The sequence below is a fragment of the Streptomyces sp. CC53 genome, assembly GCF_001865245.1.
In the GTDB taxonomy this organism is placed as follows: domain Bacteria; phylum Actinomycetota; class Actinomycetes; order Streptomycetales; family Streptomycetaceae; genus Streptomyces.
This window is the reverse complement of the sequence record NZ_MKXB01000150.1, coordinates 45,378-65,811: the sequence shown is the minus strand read 5'-3', so window position 1 is coordinate 65,811 and position 20,434 is coordinate 45,378. Positions and strand designations below refer to the sequence as shown.

The following is a 20,434-nucleotide window of genomic DNA, read 5'->3' as shown; positions in this document are numbered from 1 at the left end:
GAGGGGGACGGGGGAGCGGCAGGCGCAGTACGAGGCCCAAACGGCCGGAAAAGGTCACCCGTTCGGCCCATATCGGCTGCATACGGGTGGCTGGGTCGCATTCGGGCAAGAGCAGTAGAGCGCTGCCCGCGGAAGCCCTCCGCGGCCTACTGTTGAGCTGTGCGCCTGTCGTGCACGGCCGCGTGGGGACACTCCCGCCGTGGTGACATGACATGAGGCCACCACCACCAGGCAGAGGCAACGGCACCGCCGGCTGTGAGAGGGACGGAATGAAACCGACCGAGAGTGCCGACCCGGTCGCCCGGCCGCGTCCGTACGCGCCCGTCGGCGCGGCCTGCGCGGGACTCGTCGCCCAGCTGCCCGTCATCGTCGTGGCGCTCGCCGCGGTCGCCCTCGCGACCGGGTTCTACCGCGCCGTCAGCCACGGCCACGCACTCTTCCCCGGCGGCGCCACGGGCTGGTCCCTCGCCGTCCTCACCGGCATCGTCGTCGGCCACCTCGTGGCCCTCGGCCGCGACCGCTGGTGGGGCGGCACGGGCTCCGGCGCCGCCCTCACCCTCGCCGTCCTGCTCCTGTACGGCTGGGTGCCCGCCGGCCTGGTGAGCCTGGCCGTCGTCGTCCTCGTCGGCGCCGCCCGGCGGCACCGGTGGAGGCAGGGCCTCCTGCACGGCGCCGCCGACGTCCTCGGCATCGGCTCCGCCGCCCTCGTCCTCGCCGCCTTCGGGGACGTCCCGTCCGTCGAACGGCCCTGGGAGCCCCTCGAATGGGGGATCGCCGCCGTACCGGAGGTCGCGCTCGCCGCGGGCACCTACCTGGTGGTGACCCGGATCGTCCTGTGGTACACGCTCGCCCCGCCCGCCGGCGGCCTGCCCACCGCGGCCCGCACCGCGCTGCTCCGCCAGGGGCTCGTCGCCGTCGCCCTGCTCGGCATCGCCCCGCTCATCTGCGTCGTGGCGGTGTCCCTGCCGGTGCTGCTGCCGCTCTTCGCCGTGCCCTTAATCGCCCTCGACTCCACGCTGTGGATCGCCCGCGCCCGCGCCGAGGAGCAGCTGCGCGACCCGCTGACCGGACTGCCCAACCGGCAGTGGCTGCTGGAGCGCACGTGGACCGCACTGGAGGCCGCCGAGGCCGACGGCGTCCGCTCCGCCCTGGTCCTCATCGACCTCGACCGCTTCCGGTCCGTCAACGACACCCTCGGGCACCTGGCGGGCGACCGGCTCCTCCTGCAGATCGCCGAGCGCCTGCGCCTCGCCCTGCCGCGGGGCGCCGAAGCCGCCCGCCTCGGCGGCGACGAGTTCGCCGTCCTCCTGCCCACCGCCGACTCCCCGACGAGCGCCCAGCGGGTCGCCCGCCTGCTGGCGGCCGAGCTGTCCTCACCCCTCGACCTCGACGGCCTCACCCTCGTCCTGGAGGCCAGCGCCGGCGTCGCCGTCTTCCCCGACCACGCGCCCGACGCCGAGGGCCTCCTCCAACGCGCCGACGTCGCCATGTACCAGGCCAAGCGGGACCGCACGGGCGTCGAGGTGTACGAGTCCAAACGCGACTCCAACACCCCCGACCGGCTCGGCCTCCTCGGGGACCTGCGCCGCGCTCTCGACGCCGGCGACGTGGAGCTGCACTACCAGCCCAAGGTCCGCTTCGACGGCCACGTGGCCGGACTCGAAGCCCTGGTGCGCTGGGTGCATCCCGAGCGGGGCAAGGTGCCCCCGGACGAGTTCATCGCCATCGCCGAGTCCTCCGGCCTGATGCCGCACCTCACCGAGTACGTCCTGGAGACGGCGCTCGGCCAGGTCGCCCGGTGGCGCGCCCAGGGACTGAACGTGCCGGTCGCCGTCAACGTCTCACCGCGCGACGTGCACAGCCCCGGTTTCGCGGGCGCGGTCGCCGCCCGGCTCGCCCGCCACGGCGTCCCGGCGGGAGCCCTCCAGCTGGAGATAACGGAACACGTGCTGCTGGAGGACCCGCAGCGGGCCGCGGACACCCTCGCGGGGCTCACCGGGCACGGCGTGAAGATGTCGCTGGACGACTTCGGCACCGGCTACTCCTCGCTCGTCCACCTGCGCCGGCTGCCGGTGAGCGAACTGAAGATCGACCGGTCGTTCGTCGCGCGGCTCGCCGTGGACAACGAGGACGCCGAGATCGTCCGTTGCACCGTGGACCTCGCGCACTCCCTGGGCCTCCTCGTCGTCGCCGAGGGCGTCGAGGACGACGAGACCTGGGAGCGCCTGCGGGACCTCGGCTGCGACGCCGTGCAGGGCTGGCTGGTGGCCGCCGCCATGCCGCCCGCCGAGACCACGGCGTGGCTCCGCGCCCGTGGGAAGCACGGCTGGCGCCGGCCCACGGCCGCCCTGCCGCCGTCCCCCTCCGACCAGCCGTCCGGCCAGATCGTCACCTGAGCCCTCCGCCGCGGCGGACCGGGCCCCGTCCGGAGCCGGCCGTGCCCTGCCGGCGGCCTGTCCCCCCGCCCGGCGCAGGGGCGTGCCTCCGGGCCGGCCGGCCTTCGGCACGTCCGTGGGCCGGCCCGCGGACGTGCCGGCGGGCGGGACCCGCGGGACGCCGACGGCCCGGGGCGGCGGCGACGGGCAAACCGTTTAACGGGTGAGGGGCCCCGCCCCATAGGATTGGGCCAAAATCCACACACTCACCCCTGAGGATCGCTGCATGCCTGGCATCACGCGCGAGGAGGTCGCCCACCTCGCCCGGCTGGCGCGTCTGGAGCTGAAGCCCGAAGAGCTCGACCACTTCGCAGGCCAGCTCGACGACATCATCGGCGCGGTCGCCCGCGTCTCCGAGGTCGCCGACCAAGACGTCCCGCCGACCTCCCACCCGCTGCCGCTGACCAACGTCATGCGCGCGGACGAGGTCCGTCCGTCGCTCACCCCGGAGCAGGCGCTCTCCGGTGCCCCTGCCCAGGAGCAGCAGCGTTTCAAGGTGCCGCAGATCCTGGGGGAGGACTGACCGTCATGACGGACACCCACATCATCAAGCTCACCGCCGCCGAGATCGCGCAGAAGATCGCGTCCGGTGAACTCACCGCCGTCGAGGTCACCGAGGCGCACCTCGCGCGCATCGCCGCCGTGGACGAGAAGGTCAACGCCTTCCTGCACGTCGACCGCGAGGGCGCCCTCGCGCAGGCCCGCGCCGTCGACGAGAAGCGGGAGCGCGGCGAGGAACTCGGCCCGCTCGCGGGCGTGCCGCTCGCCCTGAAGGACATCTTCACCACCCAGGACATGCCGACCACCGTCGGCTCCAGGATCCTGGAGGGCTGGCGCCCGCCGTACGACGCGACGCTCGTCAGGAAGCTGCGCGCCGCCGACGTCGTCATCCTCGGCAAGACCAACATGGACGAGTTCGCCATGGGGTCCTCCACCGAGAACAGCGCCTACGGGCCGACGGGCAACCCCTGGGACCTCAGCCGCATCCCCGGCGGCTCCGGCGGCGGCTCCTCCGCCGCCCTCGCCGCCTACGAGGCGCCCCTCGCCATCGGCACCGACACCGGCGGCTCCATCCGCCAGCCGGCCGCCGTCACCGGCACCGTCGGCGTCAAGCCGACGTACGGCGCGGTGTCCCGCTACGGCATGGTCGCCTTCTCCTCGTCCCTCGACCAGGGCGGGCCCTGCGCCCGCACCGTCCTCGACGCGGCCCTGCTGCACGAGGTCATCGCCGGGCACGACCCGATGGACTCCACCTCCATCGACGCCCCCGTCCCGCAGGTCGTCGAGGCCGCCCGCAACGGCAGCGTCGAGGGCATGCGCGTCGGTGTCGTCAAGCAGTTCCGCGGCGAGGGCTACCAGGCCGGCGTCGTGCAGCGGTTCGACGAGTCCGTCGCGCTCCTCAAGGAGCTCGGCGCGGAGATCGTCGAGCTGGACTGCCCGTCGTTCGACCTCGCGCTGTCCGCGTACTACCTGATCGCGCCCTCCGAGTGCTCCTCCAACCTCGCCCGCTTCGACGGCCTGCGCTACGGGCTGCGGACCGGCGACGACGGTTCCCGCTCCGCCGAGGAGGTCACCTCCCTCACCCGCGAGGCCGGGTTCGGCGCCGAGGTGAAGCGGCGCATCATGCTCGGCACGTACGCCCTCAGCTCCGGCTACTACGACGCGTACTACGGCTCCGCGCAGAAGGTCCGCACCCTCATCAAGCAGGACTTCGACCGGGCCTTCGAGCAGGTCGACGTGATCGTCTCCCCGACGACCCCGACCACGGCCTTCCCGATCGGCGAGCGCGCCGACGACCCCATGGCCATGTACCTGGCCGACCTGTGCACCATCCCGACCAACCTGGCCGGCAACGCCGCCATGTCCGTGCCGTGCGGCCTCGCCCCCGAGGACAACCTGCCGGTCGGTCTGCAGATCATCGCCCCCGTGATGAAGGACGAACGCCTCTACCAGGTGGGCGCCGCCGTCGAGGCCGCCTTCGTGACACGCTGGGGCCACCCGCTGCTGGAGGAGGCACCGTCGCTGTGAGCGCAATGACCAAGGCCAAGGGCTTCAAGAAGTCGAAGACCGGCACGTACCTGTCCATCGGCACCACCGCGTTCGGCGCCGTCAGCGTCATCAAGCAGGCCCGCAAGGCCCGGACCGAGCACGACACGCTGCAGCTCGTGGACGCGGTCGTGTCCGCCGCTGCCATCGTCACCGGCCTCGCCATCCTGGTGCGCGAGCTGAAGCGCATCGGTGACGACGACGTCCTGTTCGGCTGAGAGGGAAGTTTCACCGTGACCGCCACGACTGACCTGGTGTCGTACGAGGACGCCCTCGCCACCTTCGAGCCCGTCATGGGCCTGGAGGTGCACGTCGAACTCGGCACCAAGACCAAGATGTTCTGCGGCTGCGCCACCGAGCTCGGCGCGGACCCGAACACCCAGACCTGCCCGGTCTGCCTCGGCATGCCCGGCGCGCTGCCCGTCGTCAACGCGACCGGCGTCGAGTCCGCCATCCGGATCGGTCTCGCGCTGCACTGCGAGATCGCCGAGTGGTGCCGCTTCGCCCGGAAGAACTACTTCTATCCGGACATGCCGAAGAACTTCCAGACCTCCCAGTACGACGAGCCGATCGCCTTCAACGGCTACCTCGACGTGCAGCTGGAGGACGGCGAGGTCTTCCGCGTCGAGATCGAGCGCGCGCACATGGAGGAGGACACCGGCAAGTCGACCCACGTCGGCGGTGCCACCGGCCGCATCCACGGCGCGCAGCACTCCCTGCTCGACTACAACCGCGCGGGCATCCCGCTCATCGAGATCGTCACCAAGCCGATCGTCGGCGCCGGCGACCGCGCGCCCGAGGTCGCCAAGGCGTACGTGGCCGAACTGCGCTCCCTGATCCGCGCCCTCGGGGTGTCCGAGGCCCGCATGGAGATGGGCCAGATGCGCTGCGACGTCAACCTGTCGCTGCGCCCGGTCGGCACGGAGAAGTTCGGCACCCGCAGCGAGACCAAGAACGTCAACTCGCTGCGCTCCGTGGAGCGGGCCGTCCGCTACGAGATCCAGCGGCACGCCGCGGTCCTCGTCGGCGGCGGCACGATCATCCAGGAGACCCGCCACTTCCACGAGGACGACGGCTCCACCACGTCGGGCCGGGTCAAGGAGGAGGCCGAGGACTACCGGTACTTCCCCGAGCCCGACCTCGTGCCGGTCGCCCCGTCCCGCGAATGGGTCGAGAAGCTCCGCGCCGAGCTGCCCGAGCTGCCGCGGCTGCGCCGCAACCGGCTCCGCGAGGAGTGGGGCGTCTCCGCCCTCGACATGCAGGCCATCCTCAACGCCGGGGCCATCGACCTGATCGTCGCCACGATCGACGCGGGCGCCCCGGCCGACCAGGCCCGCAAGTGGTGGATGGGCGAGCTGTCCCGGCAGGCCAACGAGTCCGGCACGTCGCTGGACGAGCTGGCCATCACCCCGGCGCAGGTGGCCCGCGTCACCGAGCTCGTCGCGTCCGGCGACCTCAACGACAAGCTGGCCCGCCAGGTGATCGAGGGCGTGCTGGCCGGCGAGGGCGACCCGGACACGGTCGTCGAGCAGCGCGGCCTGAAGGTCGTCTCCGACGACGGCGCCCTCGGTGCCGCCGTGGAGGAGGCCATCGCCGCCAACGCCGCCATCGCGGACAAGATCCGCGGCGGCAAGGTCGCGGCGGCCGGCGCGCTGGTCGGCGCGGTCATGAAGGCCACCCGCGGCCAGGCCGACGCGGCCCGGGTCCGGGAACTGATCCTGGAGAAGCTGGGCGTCAGCGAGGGCTGACCCCCGCGTACCGCGAAGGGGCGGCGCACCGGCAGGGACCGGCGCGCCGCCCCTTCGTCGTACCGCTGGTCGGGGCCGGCGGTACGGGAGGGCGGCCGGGGGGCCGCGGCGGCAGTGGTCCCCGGCAACCGGCGGCCGGCCGCCGAACGCCACAGGGTCCGGACCGGGAGTGTGCGCCCCGTACGGTCCGGCGGGCCCCGCCGCCGTCCGCCCTGTGAGTAAGCCCACGAAAGGGGCAAATGATCTCTTTTGGCTGTCAGCATGGCAGATCAGCAGGTCATGTGTTCTTACGGGATCTTCCCGGCGCAGAACCACGAACCCTTCAGGGAGCGACCCTTTGGCAGCCCTCGCCCGGTGGTGCATGCACCACCGCCTCGTGACCGTACTGCTCTGGCTCGGCGCGCTCGTCGGCGTGACGGCGGCCGCCGGTGTCGCCGGGTCCGCGTACTCGAACGACTACGACGTGCCCGGCACCGAGTCCGGCCGCGCCGCGGCCGTGCTCCAGGAGAGCTTCCCCGGTCAGGGCGGCAGCAGCGGCACGATCGTCTGGCACACCGAGACCGGCACGGTCCGCGCCGCCGCCGTCGAGCAGCGGATGACGGCCATGCTGGACGAGGTCGGCGAGCTGCCCGGCGTCAGCTCCGTGACCGGCCCGTACGGCTCCGCCGCCGTCCCCGAGGCCACGGGCGGCATCGACGCCTCCCGCGCGGGCGACGCCGACCCGCAGTCCGCCAGGACGGCGCAGGCGGCCGAGGCCGACGCCCACACGTCCGGCGGGTACAGCGGCCAGATCAGCGAGGACGGCCGTACCGCGTACGCCACCGTCGCCTTCGACCAGACCTCCGACGACATCCCGCGCGAGCAGGCCCGCACCTTCGTCGACACCGCCCGCGCCGCGGCCGGGGACGGCCTCGACGTGGAGGTCGGCGGGTCCGTCGCCGCGCTCACCGAGAGCGAGAGCGCGCCCACCGCGGAGATCGTCGGCGTCGCCGTCGCCGCCGTGGTCCTCTTCCTGGCCTTCGGTTCGCTGGCCGCCAGCGCGCTGCCCATAGCCACCGCCCTGGTCAGCGTCGGCACCGCCTACTCCGGGATCGCCCTGCTCGGCCACGTCATGTCCGTCGCCGACTTCGCACCCATGCTGGGCATGCTCATCGGTCTCGGCGTCGGCATCGACTACGCGCTCTTCATCGTCACCCGCCACCGCAAGGGCCTCAAGCGCGGCCTCACCGTCGCCGAGGCCGCCGAGAGCGCCGTCGCCACCACCGGGCGGGCCGTCGTCTTCGCCGGTGCCACCGTCTGCATCGCCCTCCTCGGCATGCTGATCCTCGGGCTCGGCTTCCTCAACGGCGTCGCCATAGCCGCCTCCCTCACCGTCATCCTCACCGTCGCCGCGTCCGTGACGCTGCTGCCCGCGCTGCTCTCCTTCATCGGGATGCGGGCCCTGTCCCGCCGCGAGCGCCGCCGCCTCACCGAGCACGGCCCGCAGCCCGAGCTGCCCACCGGCTTCGCGGCCCGCTGGTCCGCGTTCGTCGAGCGGCACCCGAAGAAGCTGGGCGCGGTCGCCGCCGTCGTCATGCTCGTCCTGGCGCTGCCGACGCTGTCCCTCCGCCTCGGCACCTCCGACCAGGGCAACGACCCCGCCTCGGCCACCACCCGCCAGGCGTACGACCAGCTGGCGGAGGGCTTCGGGCCGGGTGTCAACGGTCCGTTGACCCTGGTCGCCGAGCTGGACGGCGCCGCCGACCGGGTCGCCATGAACGAGCTGCCCGGCCAGCTGCGCGCCACCGCCGGCGTCGACTCCGTCGGCCCCGTCACCTACAGCGGCAACGGCAGCACGGCGACGGTCACCGTCGTCCCGGACTCCGCGCCCCAGTCGCAGCAGACCAGCGACCTCGTGGAGCGGCTCCGCACCGACGTCCTTCCCGCCGCCGAGCAGGGCACGACTCTCGACGTCCACGTCGGCGGCATCACGGCCGCGTACGACGACTTCGCCCAGGTCATCATCGGCAAGCTGCCGCTCTTCGTCGGCGTGGTCATCGCGCTCGGCTGCCTGCTGCTCCTCCTGGCCTTCCGGTCCCTCGGCATCCCCCTGAAGGCCGCCGCCATGAACGTGGCCGCCGTCGCGTCGGCCTTCGGCATCGTCGTCGCGATCTTCCAGTGGGGCTGGGGCAGTGAGCTGCTCGGCCTCGGCAGCGCCGGACCCATCGAACCCTTCCTGCCGGTCATCGCGGTGTCCGTGCTGTTCGGGCTCTCCATGGACTACCAGGTCTTCCTGGTGAGCCGGATGTACGAGGAGTGGCTGGAGACCCGGGACAACCGGCGTGCCGTCCGCGTGGGCCTCGCCGAGACGAGCCGGGTCATCAACTCCGCCGCGGTCATCATGATCGCCGTGTTCCTCGCGTTCGTGCTGTCCGGCGACCGGGTCATCGCGATGTTCGGCATCGGCCTCGCCGCCGCCGTCGCCCTGGACGCCTTCGTCCTGCGGACCCTGCTCGTACCGGCCCTGATGCACATGCTGGGCGGTGCCAACTGGTGGCTGCCGCGCAGCCTGGACCGGATCCTGCCGAAGATCAGCATCGAGCCCCCCGAGGCCCGCGTGCCGGCCGCCCGTGCGAGGATTCCGCAGAAGCGCACGAGCGGCGACGGAGAGCTCGTGCCGTAGCCCGCCCGGAGGGCGGGGATCGGGGTGAGCCCGCGATGGTGTTCGCGATGTCCCTGGGAGACGACGGAGCCGAACTGTGCCCGCTGGAGCCCTGGCAGGCCGAGGAGTACCTCGCGCACATCGACCGGGGCCGGGACTTCATCGGCCGGTACATCGGGCTGCCGGACGTGTGCAAGGACCTCCCGTCGGCCCGGGCGTTCCTCCAGAGGTACGCCGACAAGACGGCCGCCGACGCGGGGCGCCTCTACGCGATCCGGCTGGACGGCACCCTCGTCGGCGGCGTCATGTTCCGCACGATGGACACCGCGATGGGCGCCTGTGAGGTCGGCTGCTGGCTGGAACCCGCCGCCGTGGGACGCGGCCTGGTCACCCGAGCCGCCACAGCGATCATCGACTGGGCGGTCGAGGTGCGCGGCATGCACCGCGTCGAGTGGGTGGCGGCCCCGGCCAACACCGACAGCATCAACGTCGCCAAGCGCCTCGGCATGACCCGGGACGGCGTCCTGCGCGGCGCCTACGTGTACCGCGGTGAGCGGCAGGACAGCGAGGTCTGGTCCGTCCTCGCTCCGGAATGGCGCGCCCACCGGGCGGCCGCAGGAGCCCTGCCCGGCAGCTGAGGGGCCGGGAGCCCGGCGCCCGCGCCGTCCCGGTCCGACCCCGGCGCCCGTCGGCGGGGGCGCCGCACGGGACGGCGGGCCGGGTCCGGAGACCGACCGAGCGCCGCCTCCCGTCGCCCGCACGGGGCCGGGGTGCCCCTGCGCACTCGCTGCCCCGTCGCCCCGGCCACCCGGAGAAGTCCCCGTCCTGCGGACGAGTGGCCGTCACCCGTACGGCCACCACGGTCTCCCCGCGGGCCGCCACCGTCTCCCGTGGGCGACCGCAGTCCGCTCGCGGGCCGCCGCCGTCCGCCCGCGGGCCGCCGTCCTCCGTCACCTGGCCCGCGGGCCCCTCACCCGACCGGGCGGGCACCTCTCACCGCACCTCCAGCAGCAGGATCCTGTCGTCGCCGGGCTCCGGCGTCCCGCGGCCGTCGGTCTCGCTCGTGACCAGCCAGAGGCGGTTGCCGCCCGCGGCCAGGACCGTGCGCAGCCGCCCGTACTCGCCTTCGAGGAACGCCTGCGGCGCCGCGGAGGGCTTGCCGCCGGCCAGCGGGATGCGCCAGAGCCGCTGGCCGCGCAGCCCGGCCATCCACGCCGAGCCCGCGGCCAAGGCGAGACCGCTCGGCGAGGCCTCGGCCGTGTCCCACTGCGCCACCGGGTCGACGAAGTCGCCCGACCCGCCGTCCTTCCCCTCCACGTCGGGCCATCCGTAGCTGCGGCCCGGCTGGATCAGGTTGAGCTCGTCCCACGTGTTCTGACCGAACTCCGACGCCCACAGCCGCTTCTCGCTGTCCCAGGCGAGGCCCTGGACGTTGCGGTGGCCGTACGAGTACACGACGGAGTCCTCCCGCGGGTTGCCGTGCAGGGGCTGCCCGTCGGGGGTCATCCGCAGAATCTTCCCGGCCAGGGAATCCCTGTCCTGGGACAGCCCCTGCTCGCCGGTCTCGCCCGTGCCCGCGTACAGCATCCCGTCGGGCCCGAACGCGATCCGGCCGCCGTTGTGGATCGTGCCCTTGGGGATGCCCCGCAGGACCGTGTCCGGGGCGCCGAGCTGCTGCCCGGCCGGACGGCTCTCGTCGTAGATCATGCGGGCGATGCGGTTGTCGGACGCGGTGGTGAAGTACGCGTAGACCAGCTGGTCCTCCCCGTACGAGGGGGACAGGGCGAGGCCGAGGAGCCCTCCCTCGCCGCCCGGGTCGACCCCGGGCACCTCGCCGACCACGGTGAGTTTCCCGGTCTCCGCGTCGACCCGGGTGATCGTGCCCTCGTCCCGGGAGGACACCAGCAGGTCGCCGCCCGGCAGCTCGGCCAGACCCCACGGGGACGTCAGGCCCTCGGCGACCGTCCGCACCACCCGGACGGATCCCTTGGCGGGCGGGGCGGACGGGGTGGGGGAGGCGGACGGGGAAGGCGCGCGCGTCGCGGACGCGGACGGCGGCGGCGTCCCGGTGGCGCCCGGCGGGCTCTGCCCGTCCGCGGCGCAGCCGGTCGCGGCCAGCAGGGCGGAAACGACCAACAGGGCGGTCACGGTGGGACGTTGCACGGGTGGGATTCCTTCCCCCAGCGGTGTCGCGAGCAGCATGCCCAGCCTAGGCCCCCGGGCCGGCCGCCGCCCTTCGCCACCTGTATGTCGGCACCCTCCGACCCCGTGAGTGGGCCCGCCGCCGGTCGCCTGCCCGCCCGGCGGCGCGACGCCGGTCCTCTACCCGTCCGGCGGCCGGGCGCCCGCCCACCGACGTCCTCGTCGCCCTCGCCCACGGCCCTCTGCCCGTCCGGTGCCAAGCGCCCGCCGCCGGTTCAGTCCCAGGAGTCGAGGGCGGGCGGAAGGCCCGCCAGTTCCGCCAGGTCGCCGGCGGTCAGGCGCAGGGCCGCCGCGCCCGCGTTCTGCACCGCCCACTCGGCCCGCTTCGTGCCCGGGACGGGCACCACGTGGCGCCCCGCGGACAGCACCCACGCCAGGGCCACCTGCGCCGGGGTGACGCCCGCGTCCGCGCCCCCGTGGCGCTCCGCCACCCGCCGCAGCCCCGCCACCAACGGCTGGTTCGCGGCCATCATCTCCGCCGTGAACCGCGGGTGCCGCGCCCGCATGTCCTCGGGCTCGAAGCCGCCGCCCGGCGTCAGCGTGCCCGTCAGGAACCCGTTCCCCAGGGGCATCGCCGCGAGGAAGCCGACACCCCGCGCCGCGCACCACGGCAGCAGCCGGGCCAGCGCCTCGCGGGACCACAGCGACAGCTCCGCCTGCACCGCCGCCACCGGGAAGACCTGCTGGACGCGTTCCAACTGCCGGATCGTTCCGTCGTACAGGTCGTGCGGGCCCCGGCGCCCGCCCCGCACGCCCACGGCGCACAGGCCGAGCGCCCGCACCTTGCCCGCCGTGACCAGTTCCGCCATCGCCCCCCAGGTCTCCTCCACCGGGATCTTCGGATCCGCCCGGTGCAGTTGGTAGAGGTCGATGGCGTCCGTCTGCAGGCGCCGAAGCGAGGCGTCGCACGCCCTCCGCACGTACGCAGGCCGGCCGTTCGCCACGATGTGGCCGTCGCCGACCACGAGACCGCACTTCGTCGAGACGAACGCCTCCGCCCGGCGCTCCCTCAGCACCCGGCCCAGCAGCAGCTCGTTCGTGTACGGGCCGTACATGTCGGCCGTGTCCAACAGGCTCACCCCGGCGTCGAGCGCCGCGTGCACGGCCCGCAGCGAGCGGTCACCGCGCCGCTGGGAAGCGCTGTAGGCCCAGCTCATCGGCATGCAGCCGAGGCCGACCGCCCCCACGTCCAGCCCGGTCGCACCGAGTGTCCTGCGCTCCAACTCCCCGTACCTCCCTGTGCAGCGCACCCCAAACTAACCAATGGCGGACCGGCGTCTTCGCCTAGCCTCCTGGGCATGACTACTGATGTGTGGCTGCCGATCGCGGCCGACGAGATCGACGGGCTGCCCGCGGCCTCCCCGGCCGGGCTGACCTACCGCTTCTGGGACGGCGGGCCCGACTTCCCGGCCGACCCCGCCGACTGCGCCTTCTACGTCGTCCCGTACATGAAGGGCATGGAGACGGCGATACGGCCGCTCGCCGCCATGACGTCGCTGCGGGTCGTCCAGACCCTCTCGGCGGGCGTCGACCACGTCACGCCCGGCCTCGGGGACGTGCCGCCGGGTGTGACCCTGTGCAACGCCCGGGGCGTCCACGAGGCCAGTACCGCCGAGCTCACCCTCGGCCTGGTCCTCGCCTCGCTGCGGGGCATCCCCGGCTTCGTCCGCGGCCAGGAGCGCGAGGAGTGGCGGGCCGGCTTCTACCCGGCGCTCGCCGACAGATCCGTGCTGATCGTGGGGTACGGCTCGATCGGCGCCGCCATCGAGGACCGGCTCGCGCCCTTCGAGTGCGCCCGGATCATGCGCGTCGCGCGCTCCGCGCGCACCGCCGAGCGCGGGCCCGTGCACGCACTCGGGGATCTGCCCGCGCTCCTCCCGGAGGCGGACGTGGTGATCCTCTCCACGCCGTTGACCTCCGACACCCACCATCTCGTGGACGCCGCGTTCCTCGCCCGGATGAAGGACGGTGCGCTGCTGGTGAACGTCGCCCGCGGTCCGGTCGTCGACACCAAGGCGCTGCTCGCCGCGGTGGAGAGCCGCCGCATCACGGCAGCCCTGGACGTCACCGACCCCGAACCGCTCCCCGCCGGGCACCCCCTGTGGCACGCCCCCGGCGTGCTGATCAGCCCTCATGTCGGTGGATCCACCTCCGCGTTCATGCCCCGCGCCAAGCGGCTGATCGCGGATCAGGTGGGCCGCTTCGCAGCCGGTGAGGAGCTCCGGAACGCCGTCCTCACCACGTAGCGCGCGCGTGGGCCCTGCCCCGGGCACGTACCGGGGCGGGGTGACTTCGGCGCATGCCTTCGGCCGATGCCTGCGGGAGGGCTCCCGTGGCTTATACGCTCGGGAGTGATATGTGCGCCCTGTGTGCCTATAAGAAGCTTGATCGCTACGGACTGTACACATCCCCTGTCCCTGAGTGACGAACCTGGTGTATCGTCGCATCTTGGGGGCACGTCGGAAGGCGGCAAGCAGCGCCGGGGACGACGTGATTGCCGACGAGATGGCTGATCGGAACGCAAGGGGGGCGACAGATGATGCGCGGTCGACGCAGCACGGATGCGCAGCGGCAGGACAACCGCAGGTGCGGAGTCGCCGGGGCGGATCAGTCGGGGGTCTTCCGATGAGCGCCCCGGGCATGCTCATCGACCCCCGGTCCCTGCCCGGGGCGGGCGGGCCCGGCGGCGGCGGAAGCGCCGGATCGCCGCCCGGAGGTGCCGGCGGAACGGCCGCCCCGCTGCTCCTCGCCCTGGCCTGCGGCGGTTACGCGCTCGGTGCGCTGCTCGGTTGGGGCTCCAGGGAACTCGCGCTCATTATGGGGGACTTCGGGCTGAGCGCCGCCGCGCTGGCCGCCTCCGTCTCCTGCTTCCTCTACGCGCGGGCGCACGGCCGCCGCATGCGGCCCGCCTGGCTGCTGTTCGCCTTCTCCTCCGCTATGGCGGCCGCCGGCAACGCCGTCTGGGGGTACTACGAGGTCGTGCAGGACCGGCCGGTGCCCAGCCCGTCCCTCGCCGACGTGTTCTTCCTGCTGTTCGCGCCACCCGCGATCGTCGGGCTGCTCGTCCTCGCCAAGCGCCCGGTCACCCGCGCCGGATGGGTCTGCCTCGCCCTCGACTCCTGGCTCCTCGCGGGCTCGCTCCTCACCCTCTCCTGGAGCCTCGCCCTCGCGCACACCGCGACCTTCCGGGGCGAGAGCGTCGCCCGCGCCGCACTGTCCCTGGCCTACCCGCTGCTCGACATCGTGCTTGTCAGCATGGTCCTCGCGCTGCACTTCCGGCGCTCCAAGGGCAACCGCTCGGCCGTCCACACGGCCATCGCCGCGCTCGCCCTGACCGTGCTGTGCGACGCCCTGTTCACCTCCCCCCTGCTGCGCGACACCTACCGGTCAGGTCAGCTCCTGGACGCCGGGTGGTTCGCGGGCTCGCTGCTCCTGGCCTACGCACCCTGGGGTGTGCGCCGCGCCACCGAGGCCCCCGCGCCGCCCCGGGGGGCTCCCCGCCCCTCCAGCAGGCCCATCGCCGGATCGCTCGCCGCCCTCACCCCCTACCTGGCGGCCGCGGTCTGCACCCTCAGCATCCTGTACAGCGTCATCGAGGGCCGCCGAGTGGACCGCGTCGTCGTCTTCACGGGCTGTGCCGTGGTCCTCGCCCTCGTCGTCCGGCAGGGCATCATGCTGCTCGACAACATCACCCTCACCCAGGAACTGGCCCAGAAGGAAAGCCACTTCAGGTCCCTGGTGCAGAGTTCGAGCGACGTCATCATGATCGCCGCCCCCAGCGGCGTCCTGCACTACGTCAGCCCCGCCGCGACCGGCGTGTACGGGCGGGACGCCGACGACCTCGTCGGCACCGAGCTCGCCGCCCTGATCCATCCCGACGACCTGGGGGCCGTCGTCCACGAGGTGCGCCGCTTCCTGGCCGGCCCGCCCGCGGAGGAGCCCACCACCCGCATCGAGTGCCGCTTCCGGTCAGGGACCGGCGACTGGCTCCACGTCGAGTCCACGGTCAACCGGCACCAGGGCGGGCTGATCTTCAACAGCCGGGACGTCACCGAGCGGGTCCGCCTCCAGGCGCAGCTCCAGCACAACGCCGAGCACGACCCGCTCACGGACCTGCCCAACCGCGCCCTGTTCACCCAGCGCGTCCGCCAGGCCCTCGGCGGCCGCCGCGCCGGCGACTCCGGCACCGCCGTGCTCTTCATCGACCTCGACGGGTTCAAGGGCGTCAACGACTGCCTCGGCCACCAGGCCGGCGACGAACTGCTCGTCCAGGCCGCCCGGCGCCTCCAGGAGTCCGTGCGGGCCGGGGACACCGCCGCCCGCCTCGGCGGCGACGAGTTCGCCGCCCTGATCGCCGGAGACGGCGGTCAGGACCCGGCCGCCCGCGAGTTCCAGGTCCACGAGATCGCCGACCGGCTGCGCCTCACCCTGTCCCGCCCCTACGACATCGAGGGTGCCGAGGTCCGGGTCGCCGCGTCCATCGGCGTCGCCTTCGCGGAGCCCGGCATCAGTGCCGGGGACCTGCTGCGCAACGCCGACCTCGCCATGTACCGCGCCAAGGCCGGCGGCAAGAACCGGGTGGAGATGTACGCCCCGCAGATGCAGGCCGAGGCCGTCCGCCGCACCGAACTGCAGGGCCGGCTCCGCAGCGCCCTGCACGACGGGGCGTTCGCCCTGCTGCACCAGCCCGTCGTCGACCTGGCCACCGGCCGCGTGGCCGCCGTCGCCGCCCAGCCCCGGTGGCGCTCCGCCCAGGGTCTCCTCTTCACGCCCGCCGAGTTCCTCCGCGTCACCGACGACGGCGGCGAGCGGGCCGCGGAGCTCGGCCGCTGGATGCTGGAGAAGGCCGTGGAGCAGGCCGCCGACCGGCACCGCGCCGGCCACCGGGTCCCCGTGTTCGTGCGGGTTCCCGCCCGGCGGCTGCTCGACCGGTCCCTGCCGCCGGCCACCGTCGAGGCGCTGCTCGGCCGCTACGGCCTGCCCCCGGCGGAGCTCGTCCTGGAGGTCTCCGACAGCGACCCGCGCATCCCCTTCGACGAACTGGAGCAGCGCGTCACCGCCCTGCGTCGCATGGGCGTGCGCATCGCCCTCGACGGATTCGGCGGGGGATACGGAGCGGTCGCCGCCCTGCGCCGGCTCCCGGCCGACATACTGAAGTTCGACCGCGGCCTCGTCGAGGGCATCGTCGAGTCCACCCGGCTCCACACGATCACCGGCGGTCTGCTGAGGATCGCCCGCGACCTCGGGCTGCAGGCCGTGGTCGACGGTGCCGACGTCCCCGAGCAGGTCCTCGCGCTGCGTGTCATGGGCTGCACCCACGCCCAGGGCATGGCCTTCAGCGGCCCGCTCGACGAGCACCGGCTGCGCCGGGCCCTGAACAGGGGCGGATTCCCGCTCCCGGGCACCCTGCCCGGTGGAGGTGCGGCGCGTGGCCCCGGCAGGGCGGCAGGAGGCGGCGTGAGGCCGCTGCCCGTCTTCAGCGGCGGTCCCGGCGGCGCGGCCGCCGGCGGGCCCCCGGAAGGCCGCAGCGGCTGCGCAGGCGGCCACGGTGGCGCCGTCCTTCCCCCGATGCGCTCACATAATGAGACGCGTGTCCCACCCACTTGACACTGACGGTGCGCCGGGTGGAGGGTCAATGCCATGCGCACCCGAATTCTCGTACTTGGAAAGCGCGTCGGCTGAGCAGGTCCCGACATGGCCCTGCGGACCCACACCGGCGCGCTCCCCTCGCTTGCCTCACGGCACGAGGGGTTTTTTGTTGCACCGGTGCCTCCGGGCAGACGCTGACAGACACTGACAGACCCGCTGAAACTCTCGCCCAACCCTCAGCTTCGAGAAGAGAATGCCGATGACCGAGCAGGCCACCGGGGCCCACCACCCCCAGCCGCGGCCCCGCAGCGGCGGACCGCAGGCTTCCGCCACCGTTGAGCACGTCACGGGCGCCCAGTCCCTGATCCGCTCTCTTGAGGAAGTCGGCGCCGAGACGGTATTCGGCATTCCCGGTGGGGCCATCCTGCCCGCGTACGACCCTATGATGGACTCGACCCGGGTCCGCCACGTCCTGGTCCGTCACGAGCAGGGCGCCGGCCACGCCGCCACCGGCTACGCCCAGGCCACCGGCAAGGTCGGCGTCTGCATGGCCACCTCGGGCCCCGGCGCCACCAACCTGGTCACCCCGATCGCCGACGCCCACATGGACTCCGTCCCGCTCGTCGCGATCACCGGCCAGGTCTCCTCCAAGGCGATCGGCACCGACGCCTTCCAGGAGGCGGACATCTGCGGCATCACCATGCCGATCACCAAGCACAACTTCCTGGTCACCAACGCCGACGACATCCCGCGGACCATCGCCGAGGCGTTCCACATCGCCTCCACCGGCCGCCCCGGCCCGGTCCTGGTCGACATCTCCAAGGACGCCCTCCAGGCGAAGACCACCTTCACCTGGCCGCCGCAGACCGACCTGCCCGGCTACCGCCCGGTCACCAAGCCGCACGCCAAGCAGATCCGCGAGGCCGCCCGGCTGATCACCGAGGCCAAGCGCCCCGTCCTGTACGTCGGCGGCGGCGTCATCAAGGCCGGCGCCACCGCCGAGCTGAAGGTCCTGGCCGAGCTCACCGGCGCCCCGGTCACCACCACCCTGATGGCGCTCGGCGCCTTCCCCGACACGCACCCGCTGCACGTCGGCATGCCCGGCATGCACGGTGCCGTCACCGCGGTCACGGCCCTGCAGAAGGCCGACCTGATCGTCGCCCTCGGCGCCCGCTTCGACGACCGCGTCACCGGCAAGCTCGACAGCTTCGCGCCCTACGCGAAGATCGTCCACGCCGACATCGACCCGGCCGAGATCGGCAAGAACCGCGCCGCGGACGTGCCGATCGTCGGTGACGCCCGCGAGGTCATCGCCGACCTGGTCCAGGCGGTCCAGGCCGAGCACACCGCCGGCAGCAAGGGCGACTACACCGCCTGGTGGAAGGACCTCAACCGCTGGCGGGAGACCTACCCCCTGGGTTACGACCAGCCCGCGAACGGCTCCCTCGCCCCGCAGCAGGTCATCCAGCGCATCGGCCAACTCGCCCCCGAGGGGACGGTCTTCGCCGCGGGTGTCGGCCAGCACCAGATGTGGGCTGCCCACTACATCGACTACGACAAGCCGGCCACCTGGCTCAACTCCGGCGGCGCCGGAACCATGGGCTACGCCGTCCCGGCCGCCATGGGCGCCAAGGCCGGCGTGCCCGACCGCACGGTCTGGGCCATCGACGGCGACGGCTGCTTCCAGATGACCAACCAGGAGCTGGTCACCTGCGCACTCAACAACATCCCCATCAAGGTCGCCATCATCAACAACGGCGCCCTCGGGATGGTCCGCCAGTGGCAGACCCTCTTCTACAACCAGCGCTACTCCAACACCGTGCTGCACTCGGGCCCCGAGGCCACCGGCAAGGAGCCGAGCGCCGGCACCCGCATCCCGGACTTCGTGAAGCTGTCCGAGGCCATGGGCTGCGTCGCGATGCGCTGCGAGAACCCCGAGGACCTGGACAAGGTCATCGCGGAGGCCAACGCCATCAACGACCGGCCCGTGGTCGTCGACTTCATCGTCCACGAGGACGCCATGGTGTGGCCGATGGTCGCCGCCGGCACCTCCAACGACGAGATCATGGCCGCCCGCGACGTCCGCCCCGACTTCGGCGACAGCGAAGACGACTGAGAGAGAGCCGAGTTCCCGAACATGTCCAAGCACACGCTCTCCGTCCTGGTGGAGAACACCCCCGGCATCCTCGCCCGGATCGCCGCCCTGTTCTCCCGCCGCGGCTTCAACATCGACTCGCTCGCCGTCGGCGTCACCGAGCACCCCGACATCTCCCGGATCACCATCGTGGTCAATGTGGAGGACCTGCCGCTGGAGCAGGTGACCAAGCAGCTCAACAAGCTGGTCAACGTCCTGAAGATCGTCGAACTCGAGCCCGGCGCCGCGATCCAGCGCGAGCTCGTCCTGGTGAAGGTCCGCGCCGACAACGAGACCCGCTCCCAGATCGTCGAGATCGTCCAGCTGTTCCGCGCCAAGACCGTCGACGTCTCCCCGGAGGCCGTCACCATCGAGGCCACCGGATCGAGTGACAAGCTCGAAGCCATGCTGAAGATGCTGGAGCAGTTCGGCATCAAGGAGCTCGTCCAGTCCGGCACGATCGCCATAGGGCGCGGCGCCCGCTCCATCACGGACCGCTCCCTGCGGGCGCTCGACCGGTCGGCCTGAGCCGCACCCGAGTCCCCGGCCCGCGGCCCGCGTCCGCGTGGCGAGACCCGTCGACTTCCACCCTCATCCCCCGCGTACGGTGGGACGCACCACCAGAACATCCAAGGAGAAGACCCAGTGGCCGAGCTGTTCTACGACGACGACGCCGACCTGTCCATCATCCAGGGCCGCAAGGTCGCGGTGATCGGTTACGGCAGCCAGGGCCACGCCCACGCGCTGTCGCTGCGCGACTCCGGCGTCGACGTCCGCGTCGGTCTGCACGAGGGCTCCAAGTCCAAGGCCAAGGCCGAGGAGCAGGGCCTGCGCGTCGTCACCCCGGCCGAGGCCGCGGCCGAGGCCGACGTCATCATGATCCTCATCCCGGACCCGATCCAGGCCCAGGTCTACGAGGACTCCATCAAGGGCAACCTGAAGGACGGCGACGCGCTGTTCTTCGCCCACGGCTTCAACGTCCGCTTCGGCTTCATCAAGCCCCCGGCCGGCGTCGACGTCGCCCTCGTCGCCCCCAAGGGCCCGGGCCACCTGGTGCGCCGCCAGTACGAGGAGGGCCGCGGCGTCCCGGCGATCGCGGCCGTCGAGCAGGACGCCACGGGCAACGCGTTCGAGCTGGCCCTGTCGTACGCGAAGGCCATCGGCGGCACCCGTGCCGGCGTCATCAAGACGACCTTCACCGAGGAGACCGAGACCGACCTGTTCGGTGAGCAGGCCGTGCTGTGCGGCGGCACCGCCGCGCTGGTCAAGGCGGGCTTCGAGACTCTCGTCGAGGCGGGCTACCAGCCGGAGATCGCCTACTTCGAGTGCCTCCACGAACTGAAGCTCATCGTCGACCTGATGTACGAGGGCGGCCTGGAGAAGATGCGCTGGTCGGTCTCGGAGACCGCCGAGTGGGGCGACTACGTCACCGGCCCCCGCATCATCACCGACGCCACCAAGGCCGAGATGAAGAAGGTCCTCGGCGACATCCAGGACGGCACCTTCGCCAAGAACTGGATGGACGAGTACCACGGTGGCCTGAAGAAGTACAACGAGTACAAGACGCAGGACTCCGAGCACCTGCTGGAGACCACCGGCAAGCAGCTGCGCAAGCTGATGAGCTGGGTGGACAACGACG

At 72.8% G+C, this 20,434-nt stretch carries 14 protein-coding genes; 12 read left to right on the top strand and 2 right to left on the bottom strand.

The window, feature by feature from the left end; all coding sequences use genetic code 11:
* Window positions 1-269: 269 nt before the first annotated feature.
* The 7 genes from BJP40_RS16340 to BJP40_RS16310 all read left to right on the top strand — a co-directional run bounded on the left by BJP40_RS16340 (window position 270) and on the right by BJP40_RS16310 (window position 9,508).
* Window positions 270-2,396 carry a bifunctional diguanylate cyclase/phosphodiesterase gene (locus tag BJP40_RS16340; RefSeq protein WP_071263934.1) on the top strand — a complete coding sequence of 709 codons (2,127 nt, stop codon included), beginning with the start codon at window positions 270-272 and terminating at the stop codon, window positions 2,394-2,396.
* Between the two features lie 265 nt (window positions 2,397-2,661).
* Window positions 2,662-2,958 carry an Asp-tRNA(Asn)/Glu-tRNA(Gln) amidotransferase subunit GatC gene (gene gatC, locus BJP40_RS16335; RefSeq protein WP_018531282.1) on the top strand — a complete coding sequence of 99 codons (297 nt, stop codon included), beginning with the start codon at window positions 2,662-2,664 and terminating at the stop codon, window positions 2,956-2,958.
* A 5-nt stretch (window positions 2,959-2,963) separates the two neighbouring features.
* Entirely contained in the window at window positions 2,964-4,463 is a 1,500-nt protein-coding gene (gene gatA / locus BJP40_RS16330) for an Asp-tRNA(Asn)/Glu-tRNA(Gln) amidotransferase subunit GatA (RefSeq protein WP_071263932.1), read from the top strand.
* A 5-nt stretch (window positions 4,464-4,468) separates the two neighbouring features.
* Window positions 4,469-4,699: a hypothetical protein gene (locus tag BJP40_RS16325; RefSeq protein WP_071263930.1), complete on the top strand. Its 231-nt coding sequence runs from the start codon at window positions 4,469-4,471 to the stop codon at window positions 4,697-4,699.
* A gap of 15 nt (window positions 4,700-4,714) precedes the next feature.
* On the top strand, window positions 4,715-6,229 hold the full coding sequence (gene gatB / locus BJP40_RS16320; RefSeq protein ID WP_071280986.1) for an Asp-tRNA(Asn)/Glu-tRNA(Gln) amidotransferase subunit GatB: 1,515 nt from the start codon (window positions 4,715-4,717) through the stop codon (window positions 6,227-6,229).
* 337 nt (window positions 6,230-6,566) lie between these two features.
* A complete protein-coding gene (locus BJP40_RS16315; RefSeq protein WP_071280985.1) occupies window positions 6,567-8,891 on the top strand; it encodes an MMPL family transporter in 2,325 nt (774 codons plus the stop codon).
* 38 nt (window positions 8,892-8,929) lie between these two features.
* Window positions 8,930-9,508: a GNAT family N-acetyltransferase gene (locus BJP40_RS16310; protein WP_071280998.1), complete on the top strand. Its 579-nt coding sequence runs from the start codon at window positions 8,930-8,932 to the stop codon at window positions 9,506-9,508.
* A 355-nt stretch (window positions 9,509-9,863) separates the two neighbouring features.
* On the opposite strand, the gene BJP40_RS16305 is transcribed toward BJP40_RS16310, so the two are convergent.
* On the bottom strand, window positions 9,864-11,072 hold the full coding sequence (locus BJP40_RS16305) for a sorbosone dehydrogenase family protein (protein WP_177204402.1): 1,209 nt from the start codon (window positions 11,070-11,072) through the stop codon (window positions 9,864-9,866).
* 215 nt (window positions 11,073-11,287) lie between these two features.
* Entirely contained in the window at window positions 11,288-12,295 is a 1,008-nt protein-coding gene (locus BJP40_RS16300; protein WP_071280984.1) for an aldo/keto reductase, read from the bottom strand.
* A 75-nt stretch (window positions 12,296-12,370) separates the two neighbouring features.
* Between BJP40_RS16300 and BJP40_RS16295 the strand changes: the two genes are divergently transcribed.
* The 5 genes from BJP40_RS16295 to ilvC form a co-directional block, all read left to right on the top strand.
* Complete coding sequence (locus BJP40_RS16295) at window positions 12,371-13,318, top strand: 2-hydroxyacid dehydrogenase (protein WP_226962433.1); 948 nt, start codon at window positions 12,371-12,373, stop codon at window positions 13,316-13,318.
* 379 nt (window positions 13,319-13,697) lie between these two features.
* The gene (locus tag BJP40_RS16290) at window positions 13,698-16,679 is read left to right on the top strand and encodes a bifunctional diguanylate cyclase/phosphodiesterase (protein WP_079171223.1); all 2,982 of its coding nucleotides are present in this window, start codon (window positions 13,698-13,700) and stop codon (window positions 16,677-16,679) included.
* Window positions 16,680-16,920: 241 nt separating this feature from the next.
* Window positions 16,921-18,777 carry an acetolactate synthase large subunit gene (locus BJP40_RS16285; RefSeq protein WP_071263963.1) on the top strand — a complete coding sequence of 619 codons (1,857 nt, stop codon included), beginning with the start codon at window positions 16,921-16,923 and terminating at the stop codon, window positions 18,775-18,777.
* Window positions 18,778-18,798: 21 nt separating this feature from the next.
* Window positions 18,799-19,323 carry an acetolactate synthase small subunit gene (ilvN, locus tag BJP40_RS16280; RefSeq protein WP_071263920.1) on the top strand — a complete coding sequence of 175 codons (525 nt, stop codon included), beginning with the start codon at window positions 18,799-18,801 and terminating at the stop codon, window positions 19,321-19,323.
* A 117-nt stretch (window positions 19,324-19,440) separates the two neighbouring features.
* A partial coding sequence (gene ilvC, locus BJP40_RS16275) for a ketol-acid reductoisomerase (protein ID WP_071280982.1) occupies window positions 19,441-20,434 on the top strand: 994 nt, incomplete at its 3' end.

Coding starts and splice junctions, on each gene's coding strand:
- BJP40_RS16305 (WP_177204402.1), bottom strand. CDS start 11,072: ATGCTGCTCGCGACACCGCTGGGGGAAGGAATCCCACCCGTGCAACGT.
- gatA (WP_071263932.1), top strand. CDS start 2,964: ATGACGGACACCCACATCATCAAGCTCACCGCCGCCGAGATCGCGCAG.
- ilvN (WP_071263920.1), top strand. CDS start 18,799: ATGTCCAAGCACACGCTCTCCGTCCTGGTGGAGAACACCCCCGGCATC.
- BJP40_RS16290 (WP_079171223.1), top strand. CDS start 13,698: ATGAGCGCCCCGGGCATGCTCATCGACCCCCGGTCCCTGCCCGGGGCG.
- BJP40_RS16285 (WP_071263963.1), top strand. CDS start 16,921: ATGACCGAGCAGGCCACCGGGGCCCACCACCCCCAGCCGCGGCCCCGC.
- BJP40_RS16340 (WP_071263934.1), top strand. CDS start 270: ATGAAACCGACCGAGAGTGCCGACCCGGTCGCCCGGCCGCGTCCGTAC.
- gatC (WP_018531282.1), top strand. CDS start 2,662: ATGCCTGGCATCACGCGCGAGGAGGTCGCCCACCTCGCCCGGCTGGCG.
- BJP40_RS16295 (WP_226962433.1), top strand. CDS start 12,371: ATGACTACTGATGTGTGGCTGCCGATCGCGGCCGACGAGATCGACGGG.
- BJP40_RS16325 (WP_071263930.1), top strand. CDS start 4,469: ATGACCAAGGCCAAGGGCTTCAAGAAGTCGAAGACCGGCACGTACCTG.